The sequence below is a fragment of the Pseudomonas sp. S06B 330 genome (genome assembly GCF_002845275.2).
Taxonomy (GTDB): Bacteria; Pseudomonadota; Gammaproteobacteria; order Pseudomonadales; family Pseudomonadaceae; genus Aquipseudomonas.
On the sequence record NZ_CP088149.1, the window covers coordinates 4722986 to 4738377 of the forward strand.

Genomic DNA, 15392 nt, shown 5'->3' on the forward strand with positions numbered 1-15392 from the left:
CAAGGAGTCAACAATGTCCACCGAAACACTGCACAAGACCCCACTGCACGCCCTGCACCTGGAACTGGGCGCGCGCATGGTGCCGTTCGCCGGCTATGACATGCCGGTCCAGTATCCGCTGGGGGTGATGAAAGAACACCTGCACACGCGTGAACAGGCGGGCCTGTTCGATGTTTCGCATATGGGCCAGATTCGCCTGAGCGGCGCCAATGCGGCCCAGGCCCTGGAAACCCTGGTGCCGGTCGACATCATTGACTTGCCAGTGGGTATGCAACGGTATGCCATGTTCACCAATGAACACGGCGGCATCCTTGACGACCTGATGGTCGCCAATCTGGGTAACGATGAACTGTTTCTGGTGGTCAACGCCGCCTGCAAGGACCAGGACCTGGCCCACTTGCGTCAGCACATCGGCGATCAGTGCCAGATCCAGCCACTGTTCGAAGAACGTGCGCTACTGGCCCTTCAAGGCCCGGCGGCGGCCACCGTGCTGGCGCGCCTGGCACCAGAGGTAGCAAAAATGACCTTCATGCAGTTCCAGTCGGTGCAACTGCTGGGTACTGACTGCTACGTCAGCCGCTCGGGCTACACCGGTGAAGACGGCTTCGAAATTTCCGTTCCAGCCGAGCAGGCCGACGCCTTGGCCCGCCGCCTGCTGGCTGAGCCAGAAGTCGCTGCGATTGGTCTTGGCGCCCGCGACTCCCTGCGCCTGGAAGCCGGCCTGTGTCTGTATGGCCATGACATGAACACCCAGACCACGCCCATCGAAGCCAGCGTGCTATGGGCCATTTCCAAAGTACGTCGGGCGGACGGCGCCCGCGCCGGCGGTTTCCCCGGTGCCGAGCAGATTTTCGCTCAGCAACACAGCGGTGTCGCCCGCAAACGGGTCGGCTTGCTGCCACAGGAACGCACGCCAGTGCGCGAGGACGCGGAAATTGTCGATGACACCGGTTGTGTCATTGGTAAGGTCTGCAGCGGCGGCTTCGGTCCAACCCTGGCCGGTCCCGTGGCGATGGGCTATCTGGATAGCGCGCATACGGCACTTGATACCCCAGTCTGGGCCATTGTTCGCGGTAAACGCGTCGCCATGAAAGTCAGCAAGATGCCGTTCGTTGCCCAGCGCTATTACCGCGGCTGAATCGTTAGTTGAAACTTTGTGTCATCACGCGTTTGGATTTTCGAATTCGAACGCGTTTTATTACTTTCGAAAAGCGTCACAGCACGCGCTGGAATGAGCAAAAAAAAATCGACCGAACGGACGCTAAAAGGTAGAGCCGGGGCGGCTTTGAGGGCTTGTTTTTGCCGACAGAGTTAGCGTAGAGTCACTGCACTGTGTTTGCATGGGTCGCTATGGTTCGTGACCTGGGCAGTAGCGCTGAGATTTGCTACAACCCGTTCGACGTCTCTTACTTTCCTGCAACCCAGCCCAGTACTCTTTCATTTGGAAGAAGCTGTTACTAATTCTAAGTTTCAAAGGAAATAAGACAATGTCCCAACGTCAGAGCGGTACCGTCAAGTGGTTTAACGACGAGAAAGGTTTTGGTTTCATCACTCCAGAAAGCGGTCCGGATCTGTTCGTACATTTCCGCGCTATCCAGGGTAATGGCTTCAAGAGCCTGAAAGAAGGCCAGAAAGTCACCTTCATCGCCGTGCAAGGCCAGAAAGGCATGCAGGCTGACGAAGTTCAAGCCGAAGGCTGATCTTCATCAACAAAGAAGCCCCTGCTGGCAACAGCAGGGGCTTTTTTGTGCGTGCAATTCCGTAGAATGTGCGTTTTGCCCAAGGAGGGCCCGTGTATGCCCAAGCAGTTGTTGCAGCCCCAGGGCGATTTCCCAGTCGTCGGCCTGGGTCGGCGCCTGGCCGCCATGTTCTACGATTTTCTTTTGTGTACCGCGCTGCTGATCGTGACTGCCGGCGTGTACAAGATGATTCAGATGGCGATTATCGGTGAGACTAGGATGCGAGCGCTGACTGAAGCGGGCGCGCTGGACGGCGATCCGTTGTTGTCCACTGTCCTGTTGTTCGTCTTGTTCGGCTTCTTCGCCAAGTTCTGGACCCATGGTGGACAGACGCTGGGCATGCAGGTATGGCGCATTCGCGTACAGAACGCCGATGGCAGCGCGATCAGCCTGTGGCAGGCCCTGTTGCGCTTTGTCGTCGCTATCGCCTCCTGGCTGTGCCTGGGCTTGGGTTTCATCTGGTCGCTGATCGACAAGCGCAAGCGCACCTGGCATGACATGTATTCTGATACGCAGGTGGTGCAGCTCCCCAAGCGCAGCAAATAACGTTGCAGCGCTAGTTTCAACTGCGTGAACAACCGACTCAGTTGATCTTTGTGGGAATTGGCCTTGCCAGCGACGCAGCACCTGACACCGCGCCGATGCCATCGCCGGCAAAGCCGGCTCCCACAAGGGGCAGGCACAAAAAAGCCGACCCTAGGGTCGGCTTTTTTATGCCCGCAACGCTTAACCTGCGCGTCGCAACATCCACAGTCCGGCACCAGCACAGATCGCCGCCGGAATCACTACCGCCAACAGCGGCGGGAAACCAAAGACCTGGCTCGATGGCCCGAGCAAGTCCTGACCGATGCGGAACACGAAGCCCACCAGTACGCCAGTGAATACCCGCTGGCCGAGGGTTACCGAACGCAAGGGGCCAAAGATGAACGAGATGGCCATCAGCACCAACGCGGCAGTCACCATCGGCTGCAGAACTTTGGTCCAGAACGCCAACCAGTAACGGGCGTTGTTCAAGCCCTGGTCGGACAGGTAGTGGATGTAATCCCAAAGCCCGGTGATCGACAGGGACTCCGGCGCCAGCACCACCGTGTTGAGCAGTTGCGGGGTAACAGTAACATCCCAACGCTCTACCGGAGCCTTGATGACTTCAGTGTGATCACCACGGAAATGCGTGGTAGTCACGTCGCTCAGTTGCCAGTGATCTTCCTGGTACTGAGCGCGACGGGCAAAGCTTGAGGTGAGCAGATGGCGCTCATTGTCGAAACGGTAACGGGTGACACCGTACAACAGGCCATTAGGCTGCACCGAGTTGATGTGCACGAACTCATCACCCTGGCGATGCCACATACCGCGCTTGGAGCTCTGCGCATCACCACTACCCTGGGCCAACGAACGGTCAGCCTGAGCCTTGTTCTCGGTTACCGGCGCCAGGTACTCGCCGATCAGGATACCGGCGAGCATCAGTACCAGCATCGGCTTCATTACCGCCCAGACGATACGACCGATAGACACCCCGGCGGCGCGCATGATGGTCAGCTCGCTGCTGCTGGCCAAGCTGCCGAGGCCGATCAGACAGCCGATCAGGGCGGCCATTGGCAACATGTCATAGAGCCGTCGTGGCGCCGTCAGCAAGACGAAATTGCCGGCATCCATGAGGGTGTAGGTGTCGCTGACATCGCCCATCTCGTCGATGAAGGCAAACAGCGAAGCCAGACCGAGGATGATCCCGAGTACGGCAAGAATGGCCAGCAGCACGCTCTTGCCGATGTAGCGATCGAGCTTAACCATGGGCCACCTCCGCACGCCGTGCGGCACGCTTGAGGCGTAGCGGCTCCCAGTACATCAGCCCAAGGCCAATGAGCAGGAACACGCCGTGAACCCACCAGATACCCAGGCCGATCGGCAATTTGCCTTTTTCCAGGGCACCACGTACGGCAATCAACATTGTCAGGTACGCCATATACAGAAGAATGGCTGGCAGCAGCTTGAGGAAGCGGCCTTGGCGCGGATTGACCCGTGACAGCGGTACTGCCAACAGGGTGACTACAAACACCAGCAGCGGCAGCGACAGACGCCATTGCAGCTCGGCGCGCTCGCGACGCCCATCACTGCCGATCAGCTCGGAGGTCGGAATGGCTTCACGGTCGGTGATTTCCTCACTGACTTCAGGCTTGGGCAACAGTACGCCATAGGTGTCGTACTTGATCGCCCGGTAATCGGCTTGCCCAGGGTTACCGTCGTAGCGGTAGCCGTTTTCCAGAATCAGGTAACGGTTGCCGTCGGCACCGATTTCCTGACGGCCCTTTTCCGCCACCAGCACCGAAGGCGCCCGCTCCTTGGTCTTGTCCTGAGAGAAGCGCTTTTCGGAAATGAACACCCCCGCCAGATTGCCGCGGTCTTCGGACAACTGCTCGGTATAAGTAACCCGTGAGCCATCACGCAAGGTCTGGAAACGCCCTGGCACCAGGGTATCGAACTCAGTCAGGGCATCCTGCTGGTTGATGATCTGCGCCACCTGGGTAACCCCCTGTGGCGCCAGGCCCAGGCTCAACCAGGCAACCAGTACAGCCACCAATGCTGCCGGAGCCATGGTCATGCCGAGCAGGCGCTGCTGGCTCATGCCAGTGGCCGAGAGCACGGTCATCTCGCTTTCCAGGTACAGGCGACCGTAGGCCAGGAGGATGCCCAGGAACAAGCCCAGGGGCAGAATCAGCTGCAGGAAGCCTGGCAGGCGATACCCCATAATCAGGAACAGCACACCCGGATCGAGCACACCCTGGGCCGCCTGGGCCAGGTATTTGATGAAGCGCCCACTCATAATGATGACCAGCAGCACAGCGCTGACGGCACTCAAGGTCACCAGGACCTCGCGGGACAGATATCGGAAGACGATCAAACCAGACACTCCTGGGTTGTCAGGCTCGGACAGCCAAACAAAAAATCCATAACAGCCAAGAATAGTTGCTGGCTCGCCATAGCGTGCCCGCACAAAAGTTGGCGCATTATCCTGTGATTGGCCGTGCCTGTCACTGGCGACGCACAATGCATCGCCAACGGGGTTGTCAGGTCGGTCCGAGCAGGCTCAAACTGGCGGCTTTATCACTGGCACGCGACCACGCGGCCAGCTCGCTTAATGCACCTGCAAAGACAGCGTGCAAAGACAGATCATTCGGGGAACCTGACATGGAACTGGTTGTAAAAAGCGTAGCCGCTGCATCCTTGAAAACCGCCACACTGGTCCTGCCAGTTGCTGAAGGCCGTAAACTCGGCGCCAGCGCCAAGGCAATCGACGAAGCCTGCGGGGGTGCCCTGAGTGCGGTGCTCAAGCGCGGCGACCTGACCGGCAAGCTGGGCCAGACCCTGCTGCTGCAAAGCCTGCCGAACCTCAAGGCCGAACGCGTGCTGCTGGTCGGCACTGGCAAGGACAGCGAGCTGGGTGACCGCAGCTGGCGCAAGGTGGTTAGCGCCGTACTGGCGGTGCTCAAGGGCCTCAACGGTAACGATGCGGTGCTGTCCCTGGGCGATGTCGCTGTCGCTGGCCGCGATGCGTTCTATGGCAAATCGCGCCTGCTGACCGAAACCCTGCTCGACGGCGAATATGTCTTCGACCAGTTTAAGAGTAAGAAGGCCGAACCGCGCGCGCTGAAGAAAATCACCCTGCTGGCCGACAAGGCCGGTGCCGCCGATGTCGAACGCGCAGTCAAGCACGCCACGGCCATTGCCGCTGGCATGCGCTTCGCCCGTGATCTTGGCAACCTGCCACCCAACGTCTGCCACCCAAGCTACCTGGCCGAGCAGGCCAAGGGGCTGGGCAAGGCTTACAAGGGCCTGAAAGTCGACATCCTCGACGAGAAAAAAATCAAGGAACTGGGCATGGGCGCGTTCTACGCCGTTGGCCAGGGCAGCGACCAGCCGCCACGCCTGATCGTGCTCAACCACCAAGGCGGCAAGAAGAGCGAGAAACCGTTCGTACTGGTCGGCAAGGGCATCACCTTCGACACCGGCGGCATCAGCCTCAAGCCTGGTGCCGGTATGGATGAGATGAAATACGACATGGGCGGTGCCGCCAGTGTGTTCGGCACCCTGCGCGCGGTGCTCGAACTGCAACTGCCGATTAACCTGGTATGCCTGCTGGCCTGCGCCGAAAACATGCCAAGTGGCGGCGCCACCCGTCCGGGCGACATCGTCACCACCATGAGCGGGCAGACCGTCGAGATTCTCAACACCGACGCCGAAGGCCGCCTGGTGTTGTGCGACACACTGACCTATGCCGAGCGCTTCAAGCCTCAGGCAGTGGTCGACATCGCGACCCTGACCGGCGCCTGTATCGTTGCCCTGGGTAGCCAAACCTCGGGCCTGATGGGTAACAACGACGAGTTGGTCAGCCAGTTGCTCGACGCCGGCAAACGTGCCGACGACCGTGCCTGGCAACTGCCGCTGTTCGATGAATACCAGGAACAGCTCGACAGCCCGTTCGCCGACATCGCCAACATTGGCGGGCCGAAGGCCGGCACCATCACCGCCGGGTGCTTCCTGTCGCGCTTTGCCAAGGCTTACAACTGGGCGCACCTGGACATCGCCGGCACTGCCTGGATCAGTGGTGGCAAGGACAAGGGCGCCACTGGCCGTCCGGTCCCGCTGCTGACCCAATACTTGCTCGATCGCGCCAGCGCCTGAGTGTCTGCCGGCCGCCTGCGCCCCAGGGTGTAGGCAGCCGGCCCACTGATCATGAGCAAAGTCGACTTTTATATTCTGCCCAGCGACGCGCCCTCGGCGCGCCTGGATTTTGCCTGCAAGCTCTGCGACAAGGCCTGGCGCATGGGGCATCAGGTTTACCTGCATTGCACCGATACCGCCCAGCGTGAAGAACTGGATGCCCGTTTGTGGGCGTTCAAGGGTGAGGCTTTTGTGCCGCACAATGGCGCTGAAGAACAGCCGCAAGGCAACGTGGTACTGGGATTGGGTGACGATCCCGGCAGCCATCATGACCTGCTGATCAACCTGGACCTGAAGGTACCGCCGTTCGCCGCACGCTTTGCCCGTATCGCCGAGATCGTGGTCGAGGAGCCGACGATTCGTCAGGCTGCCCGAGAGAGTTTCCGCTTCTACCGCGAACAGGGCTATGCTCTGCAGGATCACCGCTTACAGCGACTCTGAAAACAATGGACAAACCCACTTCCCTGCCGCAATCCGCACACCTGCTGGACGACCTTGAGTCGATCCGTCAGCTACTGGGCGATGAATCCCTTGAACCGCCTTTGCTGACCGACACTGTCGAAGAGCAGATTCCGTTGCTGCTCGATGAAGCTGAGCCTGAGCCTGCACCTGTCGCAGCGTCCGAGCCGGCACTCGACCCGCAGGCCAAACGCCAGGAAACCCTATTGCACCTGGATGCCGAGTTACGCGCGGCGGCACAATTGATCATGCAAGACGTGATCAACGACTTCACTCCGCATATCGAAAACGAGATCAAACGCCGTCTTGATGCCCGCCTCGAGCGCCTGCTCAATCAATAAAGAGCAGCAGCAAGCTTCAAACGACCAGCTGCAAGTGCCGTGCGGCGTTCTGAGCTTGCAGCTGGTCGCTTGAAGCTTGCCGCTTCGTTATACTCTCCGGCTTTCCTGAATAAATGCCTAAGGGTCCCGCCGCGCATGGATAAGACCTACCAGCCGCACGCTATTGAAACTTCCTGGTACAACACCTGGGAGTCCGAGAATTATTTCGCCCCGCAAGGCGCGGGCGATGCCTACACCATCATGATTCCGCCGCCGAACGTTACCGGCAGCCTGCACATGGGTCATGGCTTCAACAACGCGATCATGGATGCCCTGATTCGTTTCCGCCGCATGCAGGGTCGTAACACCCTGTGGCAGCCAGGTACCGACCACGCCGGTATCGCCACGCAGATGCTGGTCGAGCGTCAACTCGAAGCCAAAGGCCAGAACCGCCACGACCTGGGTCGCGAGAAATTCCTGGAAAAAGTCTGGGAATGGAAAGACCAATCCGGTGGCAACATCAGCCGTCAGATTCGCCGCCTGGGTTCCTCGGTGGATTGGAGCCGTGAGCGCTTCACCATGGACGACGGCCTGTCCGAAGCGGTCAAGGAAGCTTTCGTACGCCTGCATGAAGACGGCCTGATCTACCGCGGCAAGCGCCTGGTCAACTGGGACACCAAGCTGCACACGGCAATCTCCGACCTCGAAGTGGAAAACCACGACGAGAAGGGCCACCTGTGGAACCTGCGCTATCCGCTGGCTGACGGCGCCAAAACGGCCGACGGCAAAGACTACCTGATCGTTGCCACCACCCGTCCGGAAACCATGCTCGGCGACGCAGCCGTAGCCGTGAACCCTGAAGACGAGCGCTACAAGGCATTGATCGGCAAGTTCGTCGAGCTGCCGCTGGTTGGCCGTCGCATCCCGATCATCGGTGATGACTATTGCGACCCTGAATTCGGTACCGGCTGTGTGAAGATCACTCCGGCTCACGATTTCAACGACTACGAAGTCGGCAAGCGTCACAACCTGCCGCTGCTGAACATCTTCGACAAAAACGCCTTCGTCTTGCCGGCCGCCCAGGTTTTCAACCTTGACGGTAGCGTCAACGAAAGCGTCGACGCCACCCTGCCTGCCCAATATGCCGGTCTTGACCGCTTCGTTGCACGCAAGCAGATCGTTGCCGACTTCGACGCAGCTGGCCTGCTGGTCAGTGTCGACGATCACGCCCTGAAAGTGCCGAAAGGCGACCGCTCCGGCACCGTTATCGAGCCGTGGCTGACCGACCAGTGGTATGTGTCGACCAAGCCGCTGGCTGAGCCGGCGATCGCTGCTGTCGAAGATGGCCGCATCCAGTTCGTGCCCAAGCAATACGAAAACATGTACTTCTCCTGGATGCGCGATATCCAGGACTGGTGCATCAGCCGTCAGCTGTGGTGGGGCCACCGTATTCCGGCCTGGTACGACGAGTCCGGCAAGGTCTACGTTGGCCGCAGCGAAGAAGAAGTTCGCAGCAAGCACAAGCTCGGCGCCGACGTGGTTCTGAACCAGGACAACGACGTTCTCGACACTTGGTTCAGCTCTGGCCTGTGGACCTTCTCGACCTTGGGCTGGCCGCAGCAGACCGAATTCCTCAAGACCTTCCACTCCACCGACGTGCTGGTCACCGGCTTCGACATCATTTTCTTCTGGGTCGCCCGGATGATCATGCTGACCATGCACCTGGTGAAGAACGAGGATGGTACCCCGCAGGTACCGTTCAAGACGGTCTACGTCCATGGTCTGGTCCGAGATGGCCTGGGCCAGAAGATGTCCAAGTCCAAGGGCAACGTTCTTGACCCGCTGGACATCGTCGACGGCATCACCCTCGACGCGCTGCTGGAAAAACGTACCAGCGGCATGATGCAGCCAAAGCTGGCCGAAAAGATCGCCAAGCAGACCAAGGCCGAGTTCCCTGAAGGCATCGCCAGCTACGGCACCGACGCCCTGCGCTTTACCTTCTGCTCGCTGGCGTCCACCGGTCGCGACATCAAGTTCGACATGGGCCGCGTCGAAGGCTATCGCAACTTCTGCAACAAGATCTGGAACGCCGCCCGCTACGTGCTGGACAAGGGCGAAGACTGCGGCCAGAACGGCGAAGCCTACGAGCTGTCGCTGGCTGATCGCTGGATCATCTCGCAACTGCAGCGTACCGAAGCCGAAGTGACCCGCCAGTTGGAGCAGTTCCGCTTCGACCTGGCCGCTCAGGCGCTCTACGAGTTCATCTGGAACCAATATTGCGACTGGTACCTGGAATTGTCCAAGCCGGTTCTGTGGGACGAGAACGCCCCGGTCGAACGCGCCCGCGGTACCCGTCGCACCCTGGTCCGCGTGCTGGAAGTGGCCCTGCGTCTGGCCCATCCGTTCATGCCGTTCATCACCGAAGAAATCTGGCAGCGCCTTGCGCCGTTGGCCGGTGCTGAAGGCAAGACCATCATGCTGCAGCCATGGCCAGTGGCCAACGAAAGCCGCATCGATGCCGCTGCCGAAGGCGATATCGAGTGGCTCAAGGAACTGATGCTCGGTGTGCGCAACATCCGCGGCGAGATGAACATCGGCCCAGGCAAGCCACTGCAACTGTTCCTCAAGAACGCCAGTGCCGAAGACCAGCGTCGCCTGCAGGAAAACGAAGCGCTGCTGAAAAAGCTGGCGAAAATCGAGTCCTTCACCGTGCTCGGTGAGCAGGAAGAAGCACCGCTGAGCGCTACCGCGCTGGTCGGTGACCTGCAAGTGCTGGTGCCGATGGCAGGCCTGATCGACAAGGATGCCGAGCTTGCGCGCCTGAACAAGGAAATCCAGCGCCTGCAGGGCGAGGTCCAGCGTGTGGGTGGCAAGCTGTCCAATGCCGCCTTCGTCGACAAGGCCCCACCGGCCGTGATCGACAAGGAACGCGCCAAGCTGGCTGAAGCCGAACAGGCCCTGGCCAACTTCACCGAGCAGCATGCGCGGATTGCCGCACTGTAACGATCGCTGACTTCAGTGATGCTATCGCGGGCAACACCCGCTGCCACAAGTCAGCACATGACTTTGTGGGAGCGGGCGTTGCCCGCGATGCTTTCCACCGGACACAAAGATGACCACACCAGACAAACCGACCCTGCACCCGCGCAACCGCCATCAGGGTCGCTACAACTTTCCCGAGCTGATCAAGAGCAGCCCAGAACTGGGCCAGTTCATGATCACCAACCCCCACGGCAAGCCGAGCATCGATTTCGCCAACCCCGAAGCCGTCCGGGTATTCAACCGTGCCCTGCTCAAAGCCCAGTACGGCATCCAGCATTGGGATATCCCAGCCGACTACCTGTGCCCGCCAATTCCTGGTCGCGCTGACTACATTCACGTCGCCGCCGACCTGCTGGCCCTCGATAACAACGGTGAGATTCCTCGCGGCGGCCAAGTGCGCGCCTTGGATATCGGTGTCGGTGCCAACTGCATCTACCCGCTGCTGGGCCACAGTGATTACCGCTGGCGCTTTCTCGGCAGCGACATCGACACCACCGCGCTGGCCGCAGCCAAGGCCATCGTCCAGGCCAACGGCCTGGATAAAGCCATCGGTCTGCGCCAGCAAGCGAGCCGCAAACATATCCTCCAGGGTTTGCTCAAAGACGACGAGCGCTACGACCTGACCCTGTGCAACCCGCCCTTCCATGCGTCACGGGAGGAAGCCACGCGCGGCAGCCAACGCAAATGGCGAGCATTGGGCAAAGCCGATCCCAAGCGTAAATTGCCAGTGCTGAACTTTGGCGGACAAAACAACGAACTCTGGTGCGAAGGCGGTGAGATCCGTTTCGTCAGCCAGCTGGTGGCAGAAAGCGCGGCCCTCGGCCAACAGGTGTTGTGGTTCACCTCTCTGGTGTCCAAGGCCTCCAACCTGCCCGGCATTCAGGCCGCGCTGAAGAAGGCTGGTGCAGCGGATGTGCGCGTAAGCGAAATGGGTCAGGGGCAAAAGCAGAGCCGCATGGTCGCCTGGACCTTTCAGGATGCCAACGCCCGCCAAGCCTGGCGACAACTGCGCTGGACCAGCAGCAAGGCATAAAAAAGGTTCTTCACGGAATCTCGGGAAGATGTTTTTGGTGCTGGTGCTGGTGCTGGGTGTTTAGAACGTGAACTTATCCGGTCGATGTGGCGACGTTACTGGCCCCTTCCGCCTTTACGGCGGGTCCCTTTTGTCTTGGCAAAAGGAACCAAAACCGCCCGCTCCATTCATACGGCCCTACGCTACGCTTCGGGTCCCCTCGCTCCGGTGCCTTCCGGGGGAGCGCGGCCTACGACTTGCTTCGCAAAGTCTCCGTCTCGCGACTTCGGCTACGCCGAAGGGTGCTGCGCACCTACCCCCTCCAGACACCTCCACTCGGCCTCCTGAAGTCGCGAAGTTACGGACGGCGCCTAGGCTGGCGTTATCTTCGAACGCACGTTTTGCAGTGGATAGCCGAACCCCATTGCAGGTACTTGCTGACCAATTGTGATCTTGATCTTCATACGCGTAAATTCAGGCGCCGCAATCTGCGACTTCAGGAGGCTGAGTGGAGGTACCTGTAGGGGCAGTGCGCAGCACCTTCGGCGTAGCCGAAGACGCGAGACGTAGACTTGGCGAAGCAAGTCGTAGGCCGCGTGGCCCCGGAAGGTGCCGGAGCGAGGGGACCCGAAGCGTAGCGTAGGGCCGTATGCAGGAGCCAGCGGTTTTGCTGGGTCTGCCCCCAGGTAGCGGACGCCAAGAAGCTGGTTATCCAGCCCTCTGCCTCAAGCCTTTGGCATATTCGTTCGGAGAACGGTAGCCCAGCGCAGAGTGCAGTCGGCTGCTGTTGTAAAACCCATGGATGTAACTGGCGATTGATAACTGCGCCTGTTTTTTCGTGGGGTAGATCCCGCAAGCCTCCTCTCTTTTCAGCGTAGCGAAAAAGCTCTCGGCCACCGCGTTGTCCCAACAGTTTCCCCTTCGGCTCATGCTCTGTGTGAAGTCCTTCTTGGCCAGTGTCAGGCGAAACTTACTGCTCGCGTACTGACGGCCCTGATCGGAGTGAAATACCGCTCCGTTGGCGCCAGAGCAGGCGCTCCAGGCGTTCAGAAACGCGCGTTCGACCAAGTCGTCAGGCATTCGATCAGACAAGCTGTAACCCAGTATCTGGCGGGTTTGGATACTCAACACTATGGCCAGATACAACCAACCTTCCTTGGTTGGGAGATAGGTGATATCACTGACCCAGGTTGGCGTGAGGTTATCGATGGAAAACTGACGCGCCAGCACATTACTTGCAACCGGCAAGTAATGGTGGCTGTCCGTGGTGCAGGGCCTGAAACTGCCTTTGGACTTGCCCCGTATCTGCTCCTCCTGCATCAACCGCCTAACCCGTTTGTGGCCCACCGCGTGCAATTTCTGGCGCAAGGCTGCCACTAGCCGTGGCCGGCCGTAGGTGTTTCGACTGGCCGCATAGGCCTTACGCAACTCAATGCGAATTTGAGCGTCAGGGTCAGGGCGAGACTGACGGTGCGTGTAATCGTAGAAACCTGAAACCGAGACATCCATCACCCGACACAACACACGTACGGGGTATTGAGTCCGCTCAGTAGCGACGAAGGCGTATCTCACCTGGACTCTTTGGCAAAGAATACCGCCGCCTTTTTTAGGATTTCACGCTCCATTTTTAGCTCGGCAATCTCGGCCCGCAGGCGAGCGAGCTCACTGTCTTCCTTGGTGATGGGCTTGCGTTCAGGTGAACTCAACGGCTGGCCTCTGCGCGTGGCATCAACCCAGTTATCCAGCGTTTTCACGGACATCTCTAGCTGGCGGGCAGCTTCGGTTCTGCCAACGCTTTCAGCTAATGCGACGGCTTGAGCCTTGAACTCATCGGTATAGTTACGGCGAGTGCTTGGGTACATGGCAACCTCCAAGAGAGCGATTTAAGTATCGCTTCTTGGCGTCCGTTGTCACGGGACAGTTCCATGCCTACTTTTTCCAAGAAAAAAGTAGGCCGCCGTAAGGGCGGAAGGGGCCGGCAGCATCGCCGCATTGAATGGATAAGCCCCAAGCCCAAGCCCAAGAGCATCTTCCCCGATAATCCGTGAAGAATCATAAAAAAGCCGCGTCCGGGCAACCCGGACGCGGCTTTTTCGAAACTGTTTACAATTACTTGTTTACAGCGTCGGTCAGCACTTTGGCTGGCACGAACTTGACGACTTTCTTGGCAGCGATTTCGATCGCAGCGCCAGTCGAAGGGTTACGGCCGGTACGGGCAGGACGCTCGGTGATTTTCAGTTTGCCGATGCCTGGCAGAGTGATTTCGCTGCCATTTTCCAGTTGATCAGCAACGATCTGACCCAGTTGCTCCAGAGCGTTACGCGCGGTGGTTTTTGGCGCGTCGATAGCTTCAGCGATATCGGCGATCAGTTGGTCTTTGGTCAATGCCATGGTGGTGTTCCTTCCCTATCAAATTCAGTGAGTATGCAGAGTGCTACGTCAGTCATCGAGCCAGACCTGCGGGTATCCGGCGGTCCGGTGTTACAGCCACATCAACGCGTATGTAGATACACAAATTGACGTTTGGTTCGACGTGACGCGAGCGGTCTGCCAGCAATGCGCCACACACGGGGCGCAAGACCGGGCAAAACTACCACAGGAATGGATAAATATCCGCTGCTGACAGGCTAAATGTGCAGGTTTTTCGGGGGTTTGCGCGAAAAAACGCAAAAAACTGAACAAAAAACGAACAACAGCCATATCTGCCAACATCTGGCCGCTGAATCACCTCAGTGCTGAGGTACACTTGGCAACTTTGCAACGCGGCCTGCACCGCCCATTTTCAACCGAGAATCCCATGCCGATCCGTCATTGCATTGTCCACCTGATCGACAAGAAGCCCGATGGCAGCCCTGCTGTGCTGCACGCACGTGATACTGAGCTTGCCGAGTCCAGCGCCATCGAAAACCTCCTGGCCGACCTCAACGACAGCTACAACGCCAAACAGGGCAAAGCCTGGGGCTTTTTCCACGCTGAATCCGGCGCGCACCCGTTCAGCGGCTGGCTCAAAGAGTACCTGGAAGAAGGCAGCACCTTCACCGCCTTCAGCCGGGTGGCCGTCGAGCATCTGCAAAAGCTGATGGAAGAATCCAACCTGTCGGTGGGGGGGCACGTACTGTTTGCCCACTACCAGCAAGGCATGACCGACTACCTGGCGATTGCCTTGCTGCACCACAGTGAAGGTGTGGCCGTGAACGCCGAACTGGACGTCACCCCATCGCGCCACCTGGACCTGGGCCAACTGCACCTGGCTGCCCGCATCAACATTTCCGAGTGGCAGAACAACAAGGCGTCAAAGCAGTACATCTCGTTTATCAAAGGCAAGAACGGCAAGAAAGTCTCGGAGTACTTCCGCGACTTTATCGGCTGCCAGGAAGGCGTCGACGGCCCCGGCGAAACCCGTACTCTGCTCAAGGCATTCAGTGACTTTGTCGAAAGCGAGGACTTGCCTGAGGAAGCCGCCCGGGAGAAAACCCAGACCCTGGTCGAGTATGCTACCAGCCAGACCAAAGCCGGTGAACCGGTAACGCTCGAGGAGCTTTCAGGCCTGATCGACGAAGACCGTCCGCGGGCCTTCTATGATCACATTCGCAATAAAGACTACGGCCTTTCGCCGGAAATCCCTGCCGACAAACGCACCCTGAACCAGTTCAGGCGCTTCACGGGTCGCGCCGAAGGCCTGTCGATCAGCTTTGAGGCTCACCTGCTGGGCTCGAAGATCGAATACGATGAAGAGAACGGCACCTTGATCATCAAGGGACTGCCGACGCAGCTGACCGATCAGCTCAAGCGTCGCAAGGACTAAGGCCTTGCCAGGAGGCCACCAAGGCCTCCTTGGCGCTCTTGCGCAACTTCTTCACCAAGCGCTCCTGGCGCAACGCCTCGCCTTTATCTGGCCATTGTTCGACGTAGACCAGCGCCATCGCTGGGCTGGTCTTGAAATAGCGCGCACCGGTGCCCTTCTGGTGGGCCGCAAACCGTCGTTGCGGGTTGTCACTGATACCGCAGTACAACGAACCGTTGGCGGCGCGTACCAGGTAAACGAACCAGGGTTTGGGAACAGTTGGTAGATCGGTCACAGGCAAAGTCGAGGCGAGGCTGCAA

15 protein-coding genes are annotated in these 15392 nt (G+C 59.2%); 9 read left to right on the plus strand and 6 right to left on the minus strand.

Annotated elements, in window-relative coordinates; all coding sequences use genetic code 11:
- Positions 1 to 13 precede the first annotated feature (13 nt).
- From gcvT to CX511_RS21145, 3 genes are all read left to right on the plus strand, one after another.
- Complete coding sequence (gene gcvT / locus CX511_RS21135) at positions 14 to 1138, plus strand: glycine cleavage system aminomethyltransferase GcvT (protein WP_101292141.1); 1125 nt, start codon at positions 14 to 16, stop codon at positions 1136 to 1138.
- Between the two features lie 349 nt (positions 1139 to 1487).
- Positions 1488 to 1700, plus strand: coding sequence for a cold-shock protein (locus CX511_RS21140; protein ID WP_007931076.1), 213 nt, complete (start codon positions 1488 to 1490; stop codon positions 1698 to 1700).
- Between the two features lie 96 nt (positions 1701 to 1796).
- Entirely contained in the window at positions 1797 to 2285 is a 489-nt protein-coding gene (locus CX511_RS21145) for an RDD family protein (RefSeq protein WP_045190161.1), read from the plus strand.
- A 180-nt stretch (positions 2286 to 2465) separates the two neighbouring features.
- Here the strand turns inward: CX511_RS21145 and lptG are convergent, their stop codons facing one another.
- The gene (gene lptG, locus CX511_RS21150) at positions 2466 to 3527 is read right to left on the minus strand and encodes an LPS export ABC transporter permease LptG (protein ID WP_045190159.1); all 1062 of its coding nucleotides are present in this window, start codon (positions 3525 to 3527) and stop codon (positions 2466 to 2468) included.
- The gene (gene lptF / locus CX511_RS21155; RefSeq protein ID WP_045190157.1) at positions 3520 to 4635 is read right to left on the minus strand and encodes an LPS export ABC transporter permease LptF; all 1116 of its coding nucleotides are present in this window, start codon (positions 4633 to 4635) and stop codon (positions 3520 to 3522) included. The genes lptG and lptF overlap by 8 nt, the downstream gene beginning before the upstream one ends.
- A 287-nt stretch (positions 4636 to 4922) precedes the next feature.
- Between lptF and CX511_RS21160 the strand changes: the two genes are divergently transcribed.
- From CX511_RS21160 to rlmF, 5 genes are all read left to right on the plus strand, one after another.
- The gene (locus CX511_RS21160; RefSeq protein ID WP_101292140.1) at positions 4923 to 6416 is read left to right on the plus strand and encodes a leucyl aminopeptidase; all 1494 of its coding nucleotides are present in this window, start codon (positions 4923 to 4925) and stop codon (positions 6414 to 6416) included.
- A 51-nt stretch (positions 6417 to 6467) separates the two neighbouring features.
- A complete protein-coding gene (locus CX511_RS21165; RefSeq protein ID WP_045190154.1) occupies positions 6468 to 6896 on the plus strand; it encodes a DNA polymerase III subunit chi in 429 nt (142 codons plus the stop codon).
- A gap of 5 nt (positions 6897 to 6901) precedes the next feature.
- Entirely contained in the window at positions 6902 to 7255 is a 354-nt protein-coding gene (locus tag CX511_RS21170; protein ID WP_045190152.1) for a hypothetical protein, read from the plus strand.
- A 135-nt stretch (positions 7256 to 7390) separates the two neighbouring features.
- Positions 7391 to 10237 carry a valine--tRNA ligase gene (locus tag CX511_RS21175; RefSeq protein WP_045190149.1) on the plus strand — a complete coding sequence of 949 codons (2847 nt, stop codon included), beginning with the start codon at positions 7391 to 7393 and terminating at the stop codon, positions 10235 to 10237.
- A gap of 109 nt (positions 10238 to 10346) precedes the next feature.
- A complete protein-coding gene (rlmF, locus tag CX511_RS21180; RefSeq protein WP_045190148.1) occupies positions 10347 to 11309 on the plus strand; it encodes a 23S rRNA (adenine(1618)-N(6))-methyltransferase RlmF in 963 nt (320 codons plus the stop codon).
- A gap of 687 nt (positions 11310 to 11996) precedes the next feature.
- Here rlmF and CX511_RS21185 read toward each other — a convergent pair.
- From CX511_RS21185 to CX511_RS21195, 3 genes are all read right to left on the minus strand, one after another.
- Positions 11997 to 12860: an IS3 family transposase gene (locus CX511_RS21185; RefSeq protein ID WP_220639111.1), complete on the minus strand. Its 864-nt coding sequence runs from the start codon at positions 12858 to 12860 to the stop codon at positions 11997 to 11999.
- Entirely contained in the window at positions 12857 to 13150 is a 294-nt protein-coding gene (locus CX511_RS21190) for a transposase (RefSeq protein WP_220639103.1), read from the minus strand. Before CX511_RS21190 ends, CX511_RS21185 begins: the two co-directional genes overlap by 4 nt.
- A 247-nt stretch (positions 13151 to 13397) precedes the next feature.
- Positions 13398 to 13679: an HU family DNA-binding protein gene (locus CX511_RS21195; protein ID WP_009398256.1), complete on the minus strand. Its 282-nt coding sequence runs from the start codon at positions 13677 to 13679 to the stop codon at positions 13398 to 13400.
- 406 nt (positions 13680 to 14085) lie between these two features.
- Here CX511_RS21195 and yejK point away from each other — a divergent pair, with 406 nt between their 5' ends.
- Positions 14086 to 15093 (plus strand): nucleoid-associated protein YejK, encoded by a 1008-nt coding sequence (yejK, locus tag CX511_RS21200; RefSeq protein ID WP_045184840.1) that lies wholly within the window; start codon positions 14086 to 14088, stop codon positions 15091 to 15093.
- Here the strand turns inward: yejK and CX511_RS21205 are convergent.
- Positions 15074 to 15367 carry a GIY-YIG nuclease family protein gene (locus CX511_RS21205; protein ID WP_045184837.1) on the minus strand — a complete coding sequence of 98 codons (294 nt, stop codon included), beginning with the start codon at positions 15365 to 15367 and terminating at the stop codon, positions 15074 to 15076. The genes yejK and CX511_RS21205 overlap by 20 nt on opposite strands.
- Positions 15368 to 15392 lie beyond the last annotated feature (25 nt).